Here is a 20,415-nt window from a genome sequence, read left to right as displayed (position 1 = left end):
ATGAAGAAAATAAGCCTTTTAATTTTAATTGTTACCGGAATAATTTCCTGTAATACAAATAATGAAAAAGCAGATGGTTATGGGAATTTTGAAGCCACAGAAATTACTGTTTCCTCTGAAGCAAATGGAAAAATTGAATTTTTAAATCTTGAAGAAGGAGATTTAATAGCATTTCAAAAACAAGTTGGTTTAGTTGATACCTTACAATTGTATTTATCAAAACAACAATTGATTTCTTCTAAAACTACAGTTTCCTCAAAATCAATGAATGTGCTTTCTCAAAAAAATGTTTTAATAGCACAATTGAAAACCACAGAAATAGAGAAAAATAGAATACATAATATGTTTTCTGAAAATGCAGCAACAAAGCGCCAAGTAGATGAAATTGATGGAAAAGTAAAGGTAATTGAAGAGCAAATAAAAAGTGTTGGTACCCAAAATGCTCCTATTATTAGCGATTTAAAATCTATTGATGTACAAATTCAAAAAATCGATGATCAACTTCAAAAATGCAAAATTATAAATCCAATACAGGGAACCGTTTTAACAAAGTATGCAGAAGCTGGAGAAATAACTGCTTTTGGAAAACCTTTATATAAAATTGCGAATATTTCGGAAATGAGTTTACGTGTTTTTGTAAGCGAAAAACAATTACCTCAAATCAAAATAGGACAAGAAGTTTCCATAAAAATTGATGGTTTGAACGAAATGAAATCTTATAAAGGAACTATTTCCTGGATTGCTTCACAAGCAGAATTTACTCCAAAAATTATACAAACTAAAGAAGAAAGGGTGAATCTAGTTTATGCTGTAAAAGTAAAAGTAAAAAATGACGGCAGTTTAAAAATTGGAATGCCGGCAGAAATGTGGATAAAATAAAGCCTAAATATTTAAATAAAAAAAAATGAAAAATTCAATTATAATACTCACACTTTTTGTTTTGGTTAGCTGTAAATCGTTTCCCGTAGAACCATTAAAAACGATGAATTTAAAAGATTTACATACCGAACAAAAAGATGTTCAAACAGCACTTTTATTTACTCCCTCTGAGAATAAAGTGATGTCTTTACAAATTAATAAAGACAAACAACTATCGGAACACATTACAAAAGTCCCTGCTCTGCTAATTTGTGTTACCGGAAGTGGCAGTTATGGAGATGAAAGTGGTAGAAAAATTAGTTTAAAACCAGGTGATTATGTAAAAATAGAGCCCAATATAAAACATTGGGTTGACGCTTATGAAAACAGCAACTTTCTATTGGTAAAATAATGAGCATCATAGTCCAAAACATATCAAAGTCCTACAAAACTAAAAAAGCAGTAGAAAACGTTTCTTTTGAAGTTAAGAAAGGGGAAATATTTGGATTAATTGGTCCAGATGGTGCAGGAAAAACAACGCTCTTCCGAATTCTAACCACACTATTAAAAGCAAATGAGGGAAATGCTTCTGTATTGGGGTTTGATGTGATAAAAAACTATAAATCTATAAGGAGTTCCGTGGGCTATATGCCTGGTAAATTCTCATTGTATCAAGATTTAACTGTCGAAGAAAACCTTACCTTTTTTGCAACCCTATTTGGAACTTCTATCGAAGAAAATTACGATCTCATAAAAGAAATTTATATTCAAATAGAACCGTTTAAAAAACGAAGAGCGGGTGCTTTATCGGGCGGAATGAAACAAAAATTAGCCTTGTGTTGTGCTTTAATCCATGCGCCTAAAGTCCTGTTTTTAGACGAGCCTACTACCGGTGTTGATCCCATTTCAAGAAAGGAATTTTGGGAAATGCTAAAAAGATTACAACAAAAAGGAATTACTATTTTAGTTTCAACACCTTATATGGATGAAGCTTCTTTATGTGATCGAATTGCATTGATTCAGAATGGTTTGCTTTTAAAAATTGATTCTCCAGAAAACATCACTAAAAATTATGACAAAGTAATTTATGATGTTTCTACAAAAAACAGGCATGCACTAATTCATGATTTAAAAAATTTTCCGAGCCAATATAGTGTGTATACTTTTGGGGAATTCATTCATTATATCGACAAGCAAAAGAAGTTTAATTCACAGGAATTACTTCAATATTTAAAGGATAAAAATCATACTGAGATAGAAATAAAAACAGCTATTGTTACTATTGAAGATGTTTTTATGGATTTATAATTTAATGGTTAAACCAAAAAATGGAAAAAGAGAAAATAATTGCTGTACAAAATTTGACAAAAAAATTTGGCGATTTCACTGCTGTTAAAAACATTTCTTTTGATGTTTACAAAGGTGAAATATTTGGTTTTTTGGGAGCCAACGGAGCTGGAAAAACTACGGCGATGAAAATGCTAATCGGAATTTCTAATCCTACATCGGGCAAAGCAACTGTTGCAGGTTTTGATGTAAAAGAAAATTCAGAAATGGTGAAGAAAAATATCGGATATATGAGTCAAAAATTCTCTCTTTACGACGATTTAACCATTAAGGAAAACATTCAGTTTTTTGGCGGAATTTATGGTTTATCAAGAACTGAAATAAAATCAAAAACCGAATCGCTTGTTAAAGAATTACAACTGGAAACCATCATAAACAGTTTAGTAGGTTCCTTGCCTTTGGGCTGGAAACAGAAACTATCTTTTTCTGTAGCTTTATTACACGAACCAAAAATCGTCTTTCTCGATGAGCCAACAGGCGGGGTAGATCCTATAACTAGACGGCAATTTTGGGAAATGATATACAGCCAAGCTTATAAAGGAACTACGATTTTTGTTACAACTCATTATATGGATGAAGCAGAATATTGTGATCGAGTTTCGATAATGGTTGATGGTAAAATTGAAGCATTAGATACTCCAAAAAACCTAAAAAAGCATTTTAAAGTTGATTCAATGAATGAGGTATTTTTAAAATTAGCAAGAAATGTGGAATAAGGCTCTAGCATAAAAAAATTGAATAAATAAAAAGACCTAAAATCACTGAATTTACCGTTATTAAAAAATACAATTTAATAATCTGAATTTATGAAAGTGATTGCATTTATGGCTAAAGAAAGACTTTTAGCCTTCCTGTTTAAAAATATAATATGAAAAGATTTATTGGTTTTATAAGAAAAGAATTTTATCACATTTTTCGTGACAAACGTTCCTTGTTTATCCTTTTCGGTATGCCGATTGCTCAAATATTACTCTTTGGTTTTGCTATTACAAATGAAATAAACAATGTTGATATAGCCATATTAGACCATTCAAATGATGTAGAGACACAAAAAATTATTAATAAAATAAAATCCTCTCCCTATTTTAAAATAGAGAATCAAATTCATAATGAAAAAGATATAGAAGCAGAGTTTAAAAAAGGGAAAATTAAAGCTGTACTTATCTTTGAACCGAACTTTAGTAAAAATTTAGTCACCAAGAAAGTAGCTACTTTACAAACCGTTACCGATGCTACTGAACCCAATGTAGCCAGCACCATCGCCAATTACACAACAGCTTTGATTCAAAATTATCAATTACAAAAAAAACAATACAATAACCAAATAAAAGTACAAGTACAGTCAAGAATGTTTTATATTCCTGAACTCAAAAGTGTTTTTAATTTTGTTCCAGGTGTTATGACCATAATTTTGATGCTGGTTTCTGCAATGATGACTTCAATTTCTATTACTCGCGAAAAAGAATTAGGTACTATGGAAATTCTCTTAGTTTCGCCCATAAAACCTTTTCAAGTAATTATTGGAAAAGTTTTTCCTTATATATTTCTCTCTATCATTAATGCCATTATAATTTTGATCTTAGGTTTTTTTGTTTTCGGAATGCCAATAAACGGCAGTCTTTTTCTGCTGTTATTTGAAAGTATTCTTTTTATCATCTCAGCATTGTCATTAGGAATTTTAATTTCGACTATTTCTGATTCACAGCAAACAGCCATGATGCTTTCCTTGATGGGATTGATGTTGCCCGTTATTCTACTATCTGGATTTATATTTCCTATAAAAAGCATGCCAATTCCTATGCAACTTATTAGCAATATCATTCCAGCTAAATGGTTTATAATAATAATAAAAGCGATTATGCTTAAAGGAGTAAGCATTCAATATATCTGGAAAGAAACCCTAATATTAATTGGAATGACTGTCTTTTTTATAACTCTAAGTATAAAAAAATATAAAATTAGACTAGAGTAAAATTGAAAAATAAATCATATAAATGAAAACAATAGGATTCATCATACAAAAGGAATTTAAGCAGATTTTTAGAGATAAGAACATGCTTAAACTTATATTTATTTTGCCCATTATACAATTGTTAATTTTATCCAATGCAGCTACATTTGACGTTAAAAATATTGATATAATTTTTGTTGATAATGATCAAAGTAAAGCTTCTAGAGAATTAGAGCAATCCTTTAAATCTTCCAACTATTTCAATGTCAGATCTTCCTTTTTCTCAGAAAAACTAGCTGTTGAAGAAATGCAAAAAGGAAATACAGATGTAATAATAAATATACCAAATCATTTTGATCGAGACCTACAAAAAGAGGATAAAATAAGTATTGCAGTCACTATAAATGCTATCGATGCAGCTACGGCAGGTATTGAAAATGTATATATAAATCAGATTTTAAACACCTACAATAAAAATATCTTAGCCCAATCAAAATACTTTACTGAAAATAAAGAGATTGCTCAAAACATTTTGGTAATCCCATCCTTTTGGTATAACAAAAATCTTAATTACAAAATTTTTATGGTACCTGGTATCTTAGTATTATTGGTAACAATGCTAACACTCTTTTTATCATCTATGAATATCGTTAAAGAAAAAGAATTGGGAACATTAGAGCAAATAAATGTTACACCAATTAAGAAATACCAATTTATTATTGGAAAACTCTTTCCGTTTTGGGTTTTAGGATTGGTTATTTTAACGGTGGGTTTAATAATTTCGAAAGTAATTTTTGATGTTCCTATGATAGGTAATATGGCTTTAATTTATCTATTTACTTCTGTGTACTTACTTTTAGTTTTAGGAATCGGTCTGTTTATTTCTAATCATTCTGATACGCAACAACAAGCTATGTTTATTGCTTGGTTTATCATAGTAATTTTTATCTTAATGAGTGGTTTATTTACACCTATAGAAAGTATGCCCAAATGGGCGCAAAATAGTACACTAATAAATCCAATACGGTATTTTGTAGAAGTAATGCGTATGGTAATGCTAAAAGGTTCCGGTTTTTTGGATATTCTACCACAATTCATAATCATAAGTAGCTATGCCTTTGTGATGAATGCATTGGCAGTATGGAGCTACAAAAAATCAAACTAATCTTAATTTTTTATCCTCATTATTTTAATAAAAGTATTTCAATAGTAAACCTTTAAAGTTGTCGCATTGTTTGAAAGAAGTTTTTTTTATTTATAATTTACTCAAAATAAGGCGATTATAATTTTAATACTATTGAAAATATTCTTAAATTGGTAGTGCAAATATTTTTGTTATTCAATGATTCCTTTTTATAAATTCTTTACGATATAAAAAGACGCTATCATTAGGCAATCAACTTTTATAAAAAAAATAGCACTATGGAAAATAAAAAAACAATAGACCACCTTCATGAAGAACATAAAACATGGTTAAATAAGCTTCTTTTTTATAAAGATGAGCTTGTTATAATGGAAAAAAGAATTACTGAAATAGCCGAAAAAAACACATCAGTAGAAGTACGTTCTTTAGTTGATCATTTTTACAATGAAATTACAATACAAAGAGAAGAAATTGATATTATAAAACATGATATCAATAGTCATGAAGCTTTTCTCAACATTGCTCTTAGCAAAAAACATGTTAATCTTGAAGATGAAAAACTACAAGATCATAAAAAACATAGAGAAAGTATTGCCATTTTTGAAAAACTATTCAAAGAACTTAGAGAAGAATTAATAGATTTTTTATCCAAATGGATGTAATTTAAAATAGTTAAGCAATATATTTTTTCTTGGTTTCAATTCATTCAATCAAATCAAAAGCAGTACAAAATCTAGTTTGTACTGCTTTTTTTATTGTAATTATAGACTACTCAAATTTTAAATAAAGATTGTAACCAAAGTCACATTTAGTGTAAAATTTACATTCTATATTTATAAAATAATTAGAGTTGATTCTGTTTTTTTAAATTATTAATATTTCTAAAAAATTAATGGAATATTTATGTAAAATGCAAAAGGGTAAATTGCGATAAATATTTAGTTTATAGTATCCTATTTTTTAGAATTATCAATATTGGCAACTTTTTGACTCCTATTATTTCAAAACTGTGAAACGAATTAATTCATATAAACAAAAAAAAATAAATAAAATTGAAAACACCTTCAAAAAAAATACTGCAAAACGTTGCCTTTATCTTATTTATTGTTTTATTTCTATTCACACCTTTAGGCACTTTTGTGAAAATTCAACTCAATAGACTTATTGTTTTTTCGCCCAAAACTATTGCGGTTCAAGATCAAAAAGAACTCTCATCATACCAGTGGAAGCTAGTTGATGCTAAAGGAGAAATTATTTCATTACAACAACATAAAGGAAAAGTTATTTTCATCAATTTTTGGGCTACTTGGTGTCCTCCATGTATTGCTGAAATGCCTAGTATGCAAAAACTATATGATGATTATGAAAATAAAGCCGTTTTTCTGTTTGTCACCACTGATTCCTTCCAAAAGGCAAATCAGTTTTTGATCAAGGAAGAATTAAGTTTGCCTATATACCAATCTGCTTCAAATCCTCCATTAGAAATGCAATCACAAACAATACCGGCTACCTATCTTATTGATAAGGAAGGAAATGTAGTGGTGGCAAAAATAGGTGCTGCTGATTGGAACAGTGATTCTTTCCGAAAAAAATTAGATAATTATCTTCTAGAATAAATAGTGATTTTGAAAAAGATTATTTAGTAAGAAATGGATCAGTTTAGATGATAATAGGTCAATATCAAATAACGTAATAAAAGATATATTAAAATTCCTATCACTAAAAATGCAACAAAACAACTAATTAAATTCAGAATTACATTCGGAATAAATTTTAAATGACGGTGCGAGAGAATAGGTTCTCTTCGCAGTCTTTCATGAATATTCTCCTTTATATTTATAATTTTATTTTTGATTGCGTTGCGATTTTAAAAGTACGGATTGAAGAGTAATAATATTTAATGATCTAAATTACATATTATTTTATAATATAAGCTAAAAATTAAAAAAAACCGACTCATAAAAGTCGGTTTTTAAATTTTTTGATGATTTTACAGGGTATAATCAGTATTAATAAAATTTGAATCCTTACTATCTAGTAAAGCTTGTAAAATTCCGTTATTATAATCATTGTCTTTTGATGCTACAAAAGTTCTTATAGAAAAAGAGCGCAACGCATCATGAATGCTCAAAGTCCCAACAGCAGAGTCTTTACGGCCTGTAAATGGATAAACATCTGGGCCTCTTTGACAAGAACTATTTAAGTTGACTCTGCATACTAAGTTGACTAATGTATCAATAAGCGGTGCAATAGTTTTGATGTCTTTTCCAAACAAACTTACTTGTTGGCCATAATTTGATTCCGCCATATCATTCAATGGTTCCTGAATGTCCTTGAAAGTCATAATTGGAACCACTGGACCAAATTGTTCTTCATGATACACACGCATTTCTTTATTTACAGGAAATAAAACGGCTGGAAAAATATAGTTATCAGTATGTTTTCCTCCATTATCATTGATTATTTTAGCTCCTTTATGTACTGCATCATCAATTAATCCTTGAAGATAAGTGGGCTTGTCTTTTTCAGGTAATGGGGTTAATATTACTGATGAATCCCAGGGATTTCCAAAAACTAATGCATCTACTTTTGCAGCAAAACGCCTGTTGAATTCATCAGCTATTGTTTCATGAACATATAAAATTTTCAATGCTGTACAACGCTGACCATTGAATGACAAACTTCCTGTTATACATTCCTGAATAGCTAAATCTAAATCGGCGTCGGGTAAAATAATAGCAGGATTTTTTGCTTCTAAACCTAAGATCAAACGCAACCTGTTTTTATTTGGATGTTGATCTTGTAAAGCAATAGCTGATTTACTATTTCCTATTAAAGCCAATATATCAACTTTCCCTGATTTCATAATTGGAGAAGCAACTTCGCGGCCGCGCCCATAAACAATATTGATTGTTCCTTTAGGAAAACTACTTCTAAAAGCTTCTAATAAAGGTGAAATTAATAAAACACCATGTTTGGCAGGTTTGAATATGACTGTATTTCCCATGATCAAAGCCGGAATAAGCAATGAAAAAGTTTCGTTCAATGGATAATTATAAGGGCCTAAACACAATACAACACCAAGAGGACCACGACGTACCAATGCATTTACACCTTGACTCTTAGTGAAACGAGAACTGTTACTGTCTAATAATTTGTAATCTTCGATAGTATCATAAATATATTCTACCGTACGGTCAAATTCTTTTTGTGAATCACCTAATGACTTCCCAATTTCCCACATTAGATACTTGACCACTTCATTGCGAGTAATTTTCATTTGCGCAACAAAGTTAGACATGCATTTAATACGGTCTGCTACTTTCATAGTAGGCCATAAACCCTGACCGTTATTGTAAGCTGCACTAGCTGCAGCAACTGCTTCAAGACCTTCTTTTTCACCCATATTAGGTATGGATCCTAATATGGTTGGAGCATAATCATCAGTTGATGATATAGTCGAAAAAACAGGAGTAGTTTGACCTTCCCAATTTTTTAACTCACCATCAACTAAATAGGTGTCTTGATTTAATAGTGTTTTAATTTGATATTCTTCTGGTATTAAAGTCATGTCTAAAGGTTATATTGTTAATAATTTAAATAAAAAAAGAGGCTACTGCCTCTTTCGCTTTTAGGGTTGTACTACTTCACCTTCCCATTCTATAATGCCTCCAGCTAGATTATAAGCATTTTCGAAACCCAGCTGATTCATAATTTCACAAGCCTTGGCACTACGCATACCGGAACGGCAATAAACATAATAGTTCTTATTTTTATCTAATTTCTCTATAGCGTTTATGAAATCTTGACCCGTATGAATGTCAATATTTATTGCGTTAGGTATAATTCCATCATCACACTCGTCTTTCGTTCTTACATCGAGTATAATTGCATTTTCGTCAGCTTCAAATTGTGAAACCCAATTTTCTTGTGATAAATTCATAAGTCTCTTTTTTTGTAAAAATACAAACATTTTAACAAAAAAGGAATGGCTAAATGTTAATTGAAAGATATTTTTAAGAAATCGTTTTCGAAAAACAGTAACTATCAATAAAGTACAAATTAGTGAGTAATTTTTATGAAAATAGCCTATAAAACCTATAGGAAATTTGAAAACATATTTTTTTTTAAAGACCTGCAAAATCTCTTATTTGTCTTAAAATTAGCATTCTTATCTAACTTATTTAAACTACTTTTACAAAACAAACTACAGAAAAAAGATTAAAATGCTTGTTCCTACAAAAAAAATATTTCCTTCTTTTTCGACTGAATTGATTCAAGAAATTGAAGATAGTGCAGTAATACAATCCTTTCCAACCGATACAATTATTATACGAACTGGACAATATATAAAAAACACAGTATTAGTAATAAGTGGTAAAATTAAAGTGTACCGAGAGGATGAAAGCGGAAGCGAATTTTTTATGTATCATTTGCAACCTGGTCAAGCCTGTGCCATTTCTATGATCTGTGCCACGAAAAATGAAAAGAGCCAAATCATGGCCAAAGTGGTTGAAGATGTTGAACTCATCATGGTACCATTACCCTTAATGGACAAATGGATGATGCAACATAGAAGCTGGTATGAATTTGTAATAGATACTTATCGCAGTCGTTTTGAAGAAGTATTAGAAGTGGTAGACAATATTGCTTTTAGAGCCATGGATGAGCGATTAGAGTTTTACTTAAAACGTCATGCAGAAGTTTGTGGGTGCAAAGAATTAAAACTATCACATCAAGAAATTGCATCCGAATTAAATACTTCTAGAGAAGTAATTTCTCGATTACTCAAAAAAATGGAACAGCGTGGCTTAATTACCTTATATCGCAATAACATTGAGATTTTAAAATTAAATTAAAATCTTACTTTAAATAAATCATAAGAAGCTATACTTCAAAAAATTAATAATGGAATATTTAGGTTATTTTCTTTCTGTAATTATTGGGATTTCATTAGGCTTAATTGGTGGTGGAGGTTCTATTTTAGCTGTACCTATCTTAGTCTATCTTTTTAAGATTCATCCAGAACAAGCCACAAGTTATTCGTTATTTATCGTTGGAATAACAGCTATGTTTGGGAGTTATAGTCAATATCGACTAGGGAATTTAAAAATTAAAGCCGCCCTAGTTTTTGCAGTACCTTCTGTGCTCTCTTTGCTGTTTGTAAGAGACGTAATTTTACCCAAAATCCCTGCTATTATCCTTACCATTAATTCCTTTGAAATATCAAAAAACTTGGTGATAATGACCGTATTTGCTTTTCTTATGATTGCGGCATCTTTATCAATGATAAGAACTTCGACACCTGAGAAAACAGAAAAAAGAGATGATCATATCAGGATAGCAATTATCGGTCTTTTTGTCGGTTTTATTACTGGTTTCTTAGGTGCAGGTGGTGGTTTTTTAATAATTCCCGCATTATTATTCTTTGCAAATTTACCTATTAAACAAGCGATTGGAACTTCCTTGCTAATTATCTTTATCAATTCATTAATTGGTTTTGGCGGTGATGTTTTAAATGGAATCGATATCAATTACAAACTTCTTTTTACTATTACATCGATAGCGCTTGTAGGAATGTTTATCGGAACCTATTTATCTAAAAAAATTGATGGAGCAAAATTAAAACCGGCCTTTGGTTGGTTTGTATTAGTAATGGGAGTTTACATTATCATAAGGGAGTTTTTCCTAAAATAAAAAAGGAATGTAACAATTATCACTGTTTATCTAAAAAAACAGCAGTAAATTTGTATTATAAAATTAAAAAAAAACAATCATGCAAATAGAGCAAATCTATACAGGATGTCTAGCACAAGGCGCTTACTATATAACTTCAAATGGAGAAGCATTAATTATTGATCCATTGCGTGAAACGAAACCTTATTTAGACCGACTAGAAAGAGACGGTGTAAAGTTGAAATATATTTTTGAAACCCACTTTCATGCTGATTTTGTATCAGGACACGTTGATTTGAGTAAAGAAACAGGTGCTCCAATTGTTTATGGTCCAAATGCAAAATGTGAATTTGAATGCATATCTGCTAAAGATGGTCAGGAATTCGAAATTGGAAATATAAAAATAAAAGTGCTACACACTCCAGGACACACAATGGAAAGTAGCACTTATCTTTTAATTGATGAGAACGGAAAAGATCATGCTATTTTCTCGGGAGATACTTTGTTTATTGGTGATGTTGGAAGACCAGATTTAGCACAAAAAGCGGCTTCGATGACTCAGGAGCAATTAGCCGGAATATTATTCCAGTCGCTTAGAAACAAAATCATGACTTTAGCTGATGATGTTATCGTTTATCCTGCTCATGGTGCAGGAAGTGCATGTGGTAAAAACATGAGTAAAGAAACTGTTTCTACAATTGGAGAACAAAAAACAAAAAATTATGCATTAAGAGCTGATATGACTGAAACCGAATTTATACAGGAAGTTACAGATGGTTTATTACCTCCTCCTGCTTATTTTGGAATGAACGTAGCCATGAATAAAAAAGGTTACGATAGTTTCGAGCATGTTTTAGATCTAGGAATGCGTGCTTTATCTGTTATTGAATTTGAAACATCTGCAGAAGAAACTGGAGCTTTATTGTTAGATACTCGAAAAAACGGTGAATTTGCCAAAGGGTTTATTCCACAGTCCATAAATATTGGTATCGATGGAGACTTTGCTCCTTGGGTTGGTGCTTTAATTGCTGATGTACAACAACCAATACTTATTATTTGTGAAGTTGGAAAAGAAGAAGAAACCGTTACAAGATTGAGCAGAGTAGGTTTTGACAACTTAATTGGTCATTTAGCGGGTGGTTATGATTCGTGGCAAAAAGCCGGAAAAGAAATTGATGTCGTAAACAGGATTACAGCTGAACAATTTGCTACAGAAGTAAAAATTGGTCAAAGCAAAGTAATTGACATTCGTAAAGAAACTGAATATAGTGCGGAACATGTTGAAGATGCCTACAACAAACCTTTAGCACTTATTAATGATTGGATTAAAGATGTCGATACAAACGAACATTTTTATTTGCATTGTGCCGGAGGATACCGAAGTATGATTGCTGCATCAATTCTAGAGGCTCGTGGTTTCAGAAATTTCACAGAAATTGAAGGTGGATTTAATGCTATTGCAAAAACAAGTTTACCCAAAACAGATTTCATTTGTCAGAGTAAAATCTTGAAATAACAATGATCACTAAAGAGCTTTCTAATAAAAAATAGTGATTAAATAGAAAAAATTAAAAGTATCGCTATTAGTATTAATAGCGATACTGTACAAATATTAATAATTGATTAATTTTATTATACTTAGGTGTGTTAGTACATCTTTTTATTCTATTAGATTGATCTTTTTTTATGCATTGTAAGACCCATTTGGAATTTTAACACCCAAAAATATAAAATGGAAGATATAAAATGTTGTGTTGTTTCTTGTGAAAAACCTTTAGATGCTTCCTATTGGGAAGCACAGTATCAATCTAAAAGTATTGGATGGGATTTAGGAGATATTTCCCCTCCTATAAAGAAATATATAGATACTTTAGAGAATAAAGAATCCGCTATTCTAATACCGGGATGTGGAAATACATACGAAGCAGAATATCTTTTAAAGAAAGGATTTACCAACATTACGGTTATAGATGTAGCTCCTACACTTGTTGCTGAGTTGATAAAGAAATTCAGTAATAACTCAAATATTACTATACTACTAGGAGATTTTTTTGAACATCAAGGAAAATATGATTTGATTATTGAACAAACATTTTTTTGCGCTCTGCCTCCAACTATGCGTCAAAAATATGTTTGGAAAATGCATCAACTTTTAGCCGATAAAGGAATTTTGGCGGGTTTATTATTCAATAGAAGATTTGAAATAAATCCACCTTTTGGAGGTGATAAAACTGAATATGAAATGCTTTTTAAAGCTTCTTTTGATTTTTTACAAATGGATATTTGTTTAGATTCAGTTGCTCCTAGATCAAATTCTGAATTATTCATTGAGTTTAAAAAAAATAATCAAGTAAATGTCAACTTGTATACTATGAGCGGTATTACTTGCAGTGATTGCGCAAACACTATTACAGAAAAATTTTTAACTATAAGCAAAATTGTTAATGTAAGTATGAATAGCAATTTTACATCAGTGCTAATTTGTAGCCGAAATGAGGTTGCTATTGATACGTTAAGGGAATTAATATCTTATGATGAAAAATATAGAATTGAAAAGTAAACAATAATTATTTAAATTTAAAATTTTAAAAAATGAAAAATTTATTATTTACAAATTGGCATCTTATGAGATTTGTAAGACTAGCAATAGTTTTATTTTTATTTAGTCAAGCCTACCTCATGAAAGATTGGATTTTTGTTGGAATCGGTTTGTTTTTTTTAATTCAAGTAATTTTTAACTTAGGATGTGGACCAAACGGTTGCGCAATCCCTAATAACAAATACAGTAAGAGATGAGTAATTTTGAAAAAATTATAAATTCAGAAAAACCAGTTTTAATAGATTTTTTTGCTACTTGGTGCGGACCATGCAAAATGCTTACACCTGTTTTAAAAGAAGTAAAAGATAGCCTTGGAGATCGAATCTCAATCATAAAAATTGATGTAGATAAAAACCAACAATTAGCTTCAAAATATTAAGTTCGCGGTGTACCCACTATGATATTATATCAGCAAGGAAAACAATTATGGAGACAATCTGGAGCATTATCTAAAGAGGAAATAATCAAAATTATTATAGATAAAAGCAACAAATAAGCATTGTTGCATATTTTGAATTGACTTCTTACCAAAAAAAGTTGAAGGTTTGGTTATATACTTTCAGAAATCAATTCTATTCCTAAAGAAATTATGTCTTTTAAATTAAATTCAAAAGGCTTCTTTATTTAGATTATCACTCAAGATTTTCCTATTCGTACAATTAAAGTGTTTTGATAGTAAAAATAACTTTCAATATGGATGTAAATAGGAACTAATTATTAATAATTTTTTTTAACGCTGTACAGTTAAAAATTGATCCCACATACAAAACATTAAAACACGATATCAATAGTAAAATAAAAATACGATATAATCATAATAGTAGTGAGCAATAAACAAAGTATTGATTGAACTTTATGATTTTAAATAGAATAAAAATATGATGTTCAATAAAAAAACCTCTTAATCGGTTGATTAAGAGGTTTTTTTGTGGAATATATGGAGTTTAAATTGGACAAATTATACCTATTTTGTCTTTGGTAATTAGCTTTTAAGATACTTTCTATATTACATTAAACTATAAATAAAAATTTTTAAATAATTATTTTGTAATAGTTTTAAAAATACTTTTAAAATTAAATTTTTTTAAAAAAAAAAGATCACAAATAAAAATTTATAAAGAATTAAATGTCAATAATTGTATAATAGAACTAGTAATCAGTTTAAAATTTCTTGAAAAGGAAAATGTTATTTATGGTAAAGTGATAAATATATTATCAATAAATACATTATCTAATGTTACCGCTTTCGCCATATAAAATAGGGGTTAAGTTTTCATTAATACATCAGATTTTTATTATAAAATATTTGTTATTTTATTAATAAAGGCTATTTTTGTTTTTTTTAACAAAAAAAAATTACATACATAATGTTGAAAAAAAATTACTTTTTTTGCTATTTTTATCAAGTTTTATTGGGTATACGCAAAAAAATGATGTTCAAGTAATTATTACTGGTAGAGCTCAAAAAGATAAAGTTTTGCTTCGTTGGGATATTAACTCCCCAGTTGAGTGGCAAAAAGCAAATAAGAAAGGATATTTAATAACTAGTACCACTTTAATTAAAGATGGTAATATTATAAAAAAACCTGAAAAAGTAGTTTTAACACCTAAACCTTTAGTTCCAGATGATTTAGATTCTTGGATTGGCTATGTTCAAAAAGATAATAATGCAGCGATAGTTGCACAATCAATTTATGGGGAAAGTTTTGAAGTAAGTGTAGCAAAAGAAGGAGACCTCTCTAGAATTGTAAATAGGGCTGATGAGTTAAATCAACGTTACTAATTTGGTTTGTACGCCACTGACATGAATTTTGAAGCAGCATTAAAAGCGGGCTGGGGATTTGTAGATAAAGATGTTAAAGAAAATGAAGTTTACGCTTATCAAATAAGTGTTTATGATACACCTAAAGTTAATTCGTCCTCTTATATGATTGGTTTAAGAGACTATTCTACTTTACCTGCACCGACTGATTTTATTTCTGTTCCTGACGATAAACAAGTTATGCTTTCTTGGGATTATGAAACCTTTAAGCATATTTACACCTCTTATATAGTAGAAAAATCGAGCGATGGAGTGAATTTTGAATCAATTTCCAATACTCCGTTAGTTAATTTAAACGATAAAGACGATCATCCTTCAAAAAGAATGTATTATGTAGATACATTAAATGTAAATGATAAAATGTATCATTATAAGTTGTATGGTATTACATCCCCTGCTGGCTTGAGCGTATGCTAGCGCTAGCGTCTCGCTCGTGCCCACAAAGTAAACACAATATTAATTAAATGAGTACAAAATATAAATTTGGAGAAAAAACAGGAGCTTATTTTGTGAGTTTCGCAACAATAAATTGGATTGAAGTATGTACAAGAGATGCTTATTTTTGAATTATCATAGAATCATTGGATTTTTGTAGAAAGAATAAGGGGATGGAAATATATGGATATTGCATTATGCCAAGTCACGTACATTTAATCTTTCGTTCGGGAAATGGTGATCCATCAGGATTGATGCGATATTTTAAAGGTTTTACTTCAAAAAAAAAGCTTAAAACAATTGAAGAAAATGTTCAAGAGAGCCGAAGAGAATGGATGCTTTTGATGATGGAACGCGCAGGTAAAAAGAATAGCAATTTAAAGCATAGACAATTTTGGTAACAAGATAATCATCCAATAGAGATTTGGTAGCTAAAGGTTTTTGAGCAAAAGCTTAACTATATTCATAAAAATCCTGTTGAATCAGGTTTTGTAACTGATCCAATAGGTTGGAAATACAGCAGTGCTAGAAATTATGGAAATAATGACCAAACACTTTTAGAGATAGACGTGAATTGATTTATAATGTGGGCACGAGCGGAACGCTCGCGCTAGCGGGGAAAACGGCAATAAGTTACTGGAATTAGATATTGATGGCGAAAAATTTCATGCCGTAATAGGTACAGAGGAAGGGTTAGAAAAAGTTGGAAAAGAATCTGTTGAAGATATTTCAATAAATATTGCTACAGATAGTGAAAAAGATCTTAATGATGTGTTTATCAAAATCCTTAATTAAAGTCCTGCTACCTTTATTCCAAATACAATTGAACATAAAGCAAGTAGATGGAGTCAGTACAAAGAAGTAGGAGGAGATTGGAATTATGAAAGGTGGAGTAAAACTTATAATTCTAACATGGGTAAAGCGAAGCTTGCCCATGAAAAAGTAATGAAGTATTTCGATGAAATTGGTTTTAATTGTACAACTAAAAACTGTAGAGAAGTTACATTAGATGTTGTAGTTGATGGAAAATCACGAAAAAGAAGATTAGATATTGCTGATAATAATCCTAATATTTTTGATGATATTGAAGTAAAAGCCTATGAAACAGGCAAGGTGTATGCCACAAAAGATATTTTAGCAGAAGTAGCCGCCGATGCCTACTTGATAAAAAAAGAAGGTTGGAAAATAGATTGGAAATTTATTGATTGTGAATTGAGTCAGCCTTTAAGAGAAGCTCTTCAAAAAGCAAATATTAATATAATAGAATAAAAGTATGATAACAATTACAGATTTGAATAACGATAAAGAAAATTTCAATTGGTGGTTAACATGTATGGAGGATGTTTTGGCTTATAAATGTCTATTGCCTCTGGATATAAAAAAAACATTAGATTATACTGTGTCATCTCTCGATACTTTAGAGATATATATATTGGAAAATTTTACCTCAGAATCAATTTTTAAAAGTGAAAATAAATTTGCACTTGATTTTTTCGCAAGGTATGTAGGTCAAACATTTTTTAAAAATATCCCAAATCTTAAATGGAGTCTTGTTGAAGATGAAAAGGATTTTTATAATGGTAAAGTTGTATTAGAGAAAAAAAACACAGATTTGTTTATAAAAAAAAGTCCATTATCGTTGGTTATAGTGTCATTGGACAGGAAAAAAGGAAATTTTATAAGTGAAATTTTAGTAAATAATATGAAAGATTAAAGATATCTATGCTCCGCAAAGAGTTAATTAATAGTCTGCTCCCCCGCTACCGCACGAATTATTTCGTGTGGATCGTGATTAAACAACAAAATTTGATGTAAAAAAGTAAAACAATGAGTAGAAATTATAAATTTCATAATCCAGAGGGGTTGTATTTTATCAGTTTTGCTGTAGTTGGCTGGTTAGATGTTTTTACGCGAAATGAATACAAAGATTTACTTATTGAAAGTATCGAATTTTGTCAAAAGAATAAAGGTTTAGAAGTTCATACTTGGCGTATAATGAGTAATCATATTCATTTGGTTTTTAGGAGTGTCAATGGTCAAAAACCAGAGTTATTGATTGGAGATTTAAAAAGATTTACCAGTCAATCTATAGTAAAAAGCATACAAGAAAATCCCAGAGAGAGCAGAAAGGAATTCTTGTTAGATTTTTTTAAAAAAGAAGCAGAAATTAGTTCAAATGTAAAGCATTATCAGTTTTGGCGACATGATAACAAACCAATTGAACTATGGAGCAACAAAGTTATTCAACAAAAGATTGATTATGTACACAATAATCCTGTAGAAGAAGGTTTGGTTTATAAGCCAGAAGATTATGTGTATAGTAGTGCAATTGATTATGCAGGACAAAAAGGGTTAGTGGATGATGTTATAGTTTTTAGGATGTTTGATGTATAAGTAGAACGTGCCACACGAAAGGATTCGTGCGGTAGCGGGGGACCCATTGACTAGTGCAATTACTTATGATATAAAATATATTGATGCTAAATATTTACCTGATTCTCCTTTTTCAAGTAATCAAACAGAAATAGTTAATGAAGTAAAAAATAATGGAGTAGCGAATTGTAAAACAACAATTAAACCTATAGTAAGTGTCAATGATATTGAATTAATACCTGCAAATGAAAATTTCCATATAAAATCAGTTCAAAAATTAACCATTGACAATTTAATGAATTTAGTAATTCAATAATATTATGAAATATACCAGAGAAAATTTAACCGCATATATTGATTTTGAAATGAGTAAACATCTTGAGGAAAATTCATTTCTTAGAAGTATTAATGATGGTGATGTTTTTTATAAAAAAGAATATGATTGGGGTTGGGATTACTGTTCATTAAATAGAGTTTTGTTTTTAGAAACTCATTTACAATTTGGTATAAATTTCTCAAGAAGATATGAATATATTGAAGCGTTTTGGCAAGAATGGGCTGAGCTTATTCAAATTAATTATAGTGATGTAAATTTAATGACTACTTTAACAGTCAATCACAGCAATGCCTCAGAAGAAATACAGAAAAAAAAATATTTTGATGGAAGTTTACGATTTGAAATTTCTGAAAAAGGTTTAGCCGAAATTCCAGAAGCGATTGAATATGTAATTAATAAAATTTTAATAAAATTAGATTTTTTTTTGAATTTAAAAAATGTGGATAATTTAATTAATAGTCAATTAGAACCTATTACTGAAAATAACGAAATATTTAGAAGAGATGGTGGATTTATGTTTAAGAGAATGATTTTAGCAAAAATCACTGGTAATAACATGTATGATGCTATTTGCCATTTATATAAAAGTAGATTTAGTAAAATTATAGATGTTTCAAAAACTCCTGGTAAAGAATATTTTTTAAATTATCCAATAGTTTTTGATAAAGTATATGAGAAACTTAAAAATGTAGAGCAATGGGAAAATAAAATATTGTATACTACAGACAAAATTAAAGTCCCATTTAATGAAGCCATTGTAATAGAAGTAAAAAGCAATCAACATCCAAAACGATTATTGCCAATAAAAGCATTAAAAAATAATTCAGAAATTAAAAATTTCACTAATTTTAACGATGATGGTATGATTATTCCAATTAAAATTGGTTTTGGAGTTAACATGTTTGACAATGTATCGAAGCAAGAATATATTGATTATATCAATTGTTATTCTAAACAAAGTATGAGTTGGGAATATGAAGGTCAAAAAATAATTTTAGAAGACAAAAATGAAAGTATAAATGCCTATCCATCGTTAGACTTAAAATATGTAATTGCAATATATGAAGGATTAGATGGAGAACATAAACCACCTTCAAATGCAGTTATATATAATGCTGATGGTTCTATTCACACAATATTAAAAATGCCAGTTTTAGAATCTGAAAATATTTTAGAAAGAATAGATTTTAATAAAGATTCAAATCCACCAATAGAAGCTGCTTTATTTGAAGGTGGATTACAATTTAGCAATTTTGACTGGTGGCAAAATGAAGAAGGAAATCTGGTAAACAGAATTCAAATAATATATGACAGAGATTGGATAGAGTGGCGTGAACTTGAAATTAGGACTGGAGAAGTTGGTAGTTATTTAGCGCAAGGTAAATTATAAACCAGATAGCGCTATTTTGCAGTCCTTGAACCCCGACCAGCTCCGCAAAGATTTGATTAATAGTCTGCTCGCTGCGCAAATGTCTCCGACTTAGCGTCCACAGTTATCAGTCACAACGTTAATCAATAATTAGTTGCATGCTACTAAAATAAAATAAAAAATGACCAAAGAAGGCTATTTAGTACGCGATTAAAGCAAGGCAGATTTTATGACTGCAACAGTTGTAGATTGGGTTGACATTTTTACTAGCTTTTTAAAATAGTACAAAAACAAACTTAAAAACATTTAATACGAAATTATAGTAAACATAAAAAAAGCAAATCAAAAGACTAACAAATAAATAAAACATGAAAAAGTAATAGTAACAGCATTGGCTTTAGTAATGAGTTTAAGTGCTTTTGCACCCCTGCTGGCTTGAGCGTATGCTAGCGCGAGCGTCTCGCTCGTGCCCACAAAGTAAACACAATATTAATTAAATGAGTA

General features: G+C 29.8%; 21 protein-coding genes and 2 pseudogenes. 21 read left to right on the top strand and 2 right to left on the bottom strand.

Translation table 11 applies throughout. The features are described from left to right. The 8 genes from MW871_RS14175 (at position 1) to MW871_RS14140 (ending at position 6,916) form a co-directional block, all read left to right on the top strand. Positions 1 to 879: an HlyD family secretion protein gene (locus MW871_RS14175; RefSeq protein WP_248429113.1), complete on the top strand. Its 879-nt coding sequence runs from the start codon at positions 1 to 3 to the stop codon at positions 877 to 879. Between the two features lie 25 nt (positions 880 to 904). Continuing rightward, positions 905 to 1,270 carry a cupin domain-containing protein gene (locus MW871_RS14170; RefSeq protein ID WP_248429112.1) on the top strand — a complete coding sequence of 122 codons (366 nt, stop codon included), beginning with the start codon at positions 905 to 907 and terminating at the stop codon, positions 1,268 to 1,270. Next, entirely contained in the window at positions 1,270 to 2,166 is an 897-nt protein-coding gene (locus MW871_RS14165; protein WP_248429111.1) for an ABC transporter ATP-binding protein, read from the top strand. The genes MW871_RS14170 and MW871_RS14165 overlap by 1 nt, the downstream gene beginning before the upstream one ends. Before the next feature lie 20 nt (positions 2,167 to 2,186). After that, a complete protein-coding gene (locus MW871_RS14160) occupies positions 2,187 to 2,921 on the top strand; it encodes an ABC transporter ATP-binding protein (protein WP_248429110.1) in 735 nt (244 codons plus the stop codon). A gap of 152 nt (positions 2,922 to 3,073) precedes the next feature. After that, complete coding sequence (locus MW871_RS14155) at positions 3,074 to 4,177, top strand: ABC transporter permease (RefSeq protein WP_248429109.1); 1,104 nt, start codon at positions 3,074 to 3,076, stop codon at positions 4,175 to 4,177. Between the two features lie 22 nt (positions 4,178 to 4,199). Next, positions 4,200 to 5,321 carry an ABC transporter permease gene (locus tag MW871_RS14150; protein ID WP_248429108.1) on the top strand — a complete coding sequence of 374 codons (1,122 nt, stop codon included), beginning with the start codon at positions 4,200 to 4,202 and terminating at the stop codon, positions 5,319 to 5,321. A 257-nt stretch (positions 5,322 to 5,578) separates the two neighbouring features. Then, positions 5,579 to 5,962 carry a hypothetical protein gene (locus MW871_RS14145; protein WP_248429107.1) on the top strand — a complete coding sequence of 128 codons (384 nt, stop codon included), beginning with the start codon at positions 5,579 to 5,581 and terminating at the stop codon, positions 5,960 to 5,962. A gap of 390 nt (positions 5,963 to 6,352) precedes the next feature. Then, positions 6,353 to 6,916, top strand: a complete 564-nt coding sequence (locus MW871_RS14140; protein ID WP_236023979.1) for a TlpA family protein disulfide reductase — start codon at positions 6,353 to 6,355, stop codon at positions 6,914 to 6,916. Between the two features lie 374 nt (positions 6,917 to 7,290). Here MW871_RS14140 and MW871_RS14135 read toward each other — a convergent pair whose 3' ends face one another. Both MW871_RS14135 and MW871_RS14130 read right to left on the bottom strand, forming a co-directional pair. Next, entirely contained in the window at positions 7,291 to 8,871 is a 1,581-nt protein-coding gene (locus MW871_RS14135) for an NADP-dependent glyceraldehyde-3-phosphate dehydrogenase (protein WP_210646835.1), read from the bottom strand. Between the two features lie 60 nt (positions 8,872 to 8,931). Next, positions 8,932 to 9,243, bottom strand: a complete 312-nt coding sequence (locus MW871_RS14130; RefSeq protein WP_248429106.1) for a rhodanese-like domain-containing protein — start codon at positions 9,241 to 9,243, stop codon at positions 8,932 to 8,934. 283 nt (positions 9,244 to 9,526) lie between these two features. On the opposite strand from MW871_RS14130, the gene MW871_RS14125 reads away from it, so the two are divergent. The 13 genes and pseudogenes from MW871_RS14125 (at position 9,527) to MW871_RS14065 (ending at position 19,932) form a co-directional block, all read left to right on the top strand. Continuing rightward, on the top strand, positions 9,527 to 10,159 hold the full coding sequence (locus MW871_RS14125) for a Crp/Fnr family transcriptional regulator (protein WP_188051577.1): 633 nt from the start codon (positions 9,527 to 9,529) through the stop codon (positions 10,157 to 10,159). A gap of 49 nt (positions 10,160 to 10,208) precedes the next feature. Next, entirely contained in the window at positions 10,209 to 10,997 is a 789-nt protein-coding gene (locus tag MW871_RS14120) for a sulfite exporter TauE/SafE family protein (RefSeq protein ID WP_248429105.1), read from the top strand. Between the two features lie 79 nt (positions 10,998 to 11,076). Continuing rightward, positions 11,077 to 12,492 carry an MBL fold metallo-hydrolase gene (locus tag MW871_RS14115; protein WP_248429104.1) on the top strand — a complete coding sequence of 472 codons (1,416 nt, stop codon included), beginning with the start codon at positions 11,077 to 11,079 and terminating at the stop codon, positions 12,490 to 12,492. Between the two features lie 216 nt (positions 12,493 to 12,708). Next, the gene (locus MW871_RS14110; protein ID WP_248429103.1) at positions 12,709 to 13,536 is read left to right on the top strand and encodes a methyltransferase domain-containing protein; all 828 of its coding nucleotides are present in this window, start codon (positions 12,709 to 12,711) and stop codon (positions 13,534 to 13,536) included. Positions 13,537 to 13,768: 232 nt separating this feature from the next. Next, a pseudogene (gene trxA / locus MW871_RS14105) lies at positions 13,769 to 14,071 on the top strand (thioredoxin). 894 nt (positions 14,072 to 14,965) lie between these two features. Then, the gene (locus MW871_RS14100) at positions 14,966 to 15,358 is read left to right on the top strand and encodes a hypothetical protein (RefSeq protein WP_248429102.1); all 393 of its coding nucleotides are present in this window, start codon (positions 14,966 to 14,968) and stop codon (positions 15,356 to 15,358) included. A gap of 21 nt (positions 15,359 to 15,379) precedes the next feature. After that, positions 15,380 to 15,814 (top strand): hypothetical protein, encoded by a 435-nt coding sequence (locus MW871_RS14095; RefSeq protein WP_248429101.1) that lies wholly within the window; start codon positions 15,380 to 15,382, stop codon positions 15,812 to 15,814. A gap of 47 nt (positions 15,815 to 15,861) precedes the next feature. Then, positions 15,862 to 16,410: pseudogene (locus MW871_RS14090) on the top strand (REP-associated tyrosine transposase). A gap of 334 nt (positions 16,411 to 16,744) precedes the next feature. Continuing rightward, entirely contained in the window at positions 16,745 to 17,101 is a 357-nt protein-coding gene (locus MW871_RS14085) for a hypothetical protein (protein WP_248429100.1), read from the top strand. A gap of 4 nt (positions 17,102 to 17,105) precedes the next feature. After that, on the top strand, positions 17,106 to 17,546 hold the full coding sequence (locus MW871_RS14080) for a hypothetical protein (protein ID WP_248429099.1): 441 nt from the start codon (positions 17,106 to 17,108) through the stop codon (positions 17,544 to 17,546). Positions 17,547 to 17,659: 113 nt separating this feature from the next. After that, positions 17,660 to 18,226: an REP-associated tyrosine transposase gene (locus tag MW871_RS14075; RefSeq protein WP_248429098.1), complete on the top strand. Its 567-nt coding sequence runs from the start codon at positions 17,660 to 17,662 to the stop codon at positions 18,224 to 18,226. A 7-nt stretch (positions 18,227 to 18,233) separates the two neighbouring features. Beyond that, positions 18,234 to 18,521, top strand: a complete 288-nt coding sequence (locus MW871_RS14070) for a hypothetical protein (RefSeq protein ID WP_248429097.1) — start codon at positions 18,234 to 18,236, stop codon at positions 18,519 to 18,521. Between the two features lie 4 nt (positions 18,522 to 18,525). Beyond that, the gene (locus MW871_RS14065) at positions 18,526 to 19,932 is read left to right on the top strand and encodes a hypothetical protein (protein ID WP_248429096.1); all 1,407 of its coding nucleotides are present in this window, start codon (positions 18,526 to 18,528) and stop codon (positions 19,930 to 19,932) included. Positions 19,933 to 20,415 lie beyond the last annotated feature (483 nt).

This window comes from Flavobacterium pygoscelis, assembly GCF_023162025.1.
Lineage (GTDB): Bacteria > Bacteroidota > Bacteroidia > Flavobacteriales > Flavobacteriaceae > Flavobacterium > Flavobacterium pygoscelis.
This window is presented reverse-complemented; position numbering and strand designations above follow the sequence as displayed.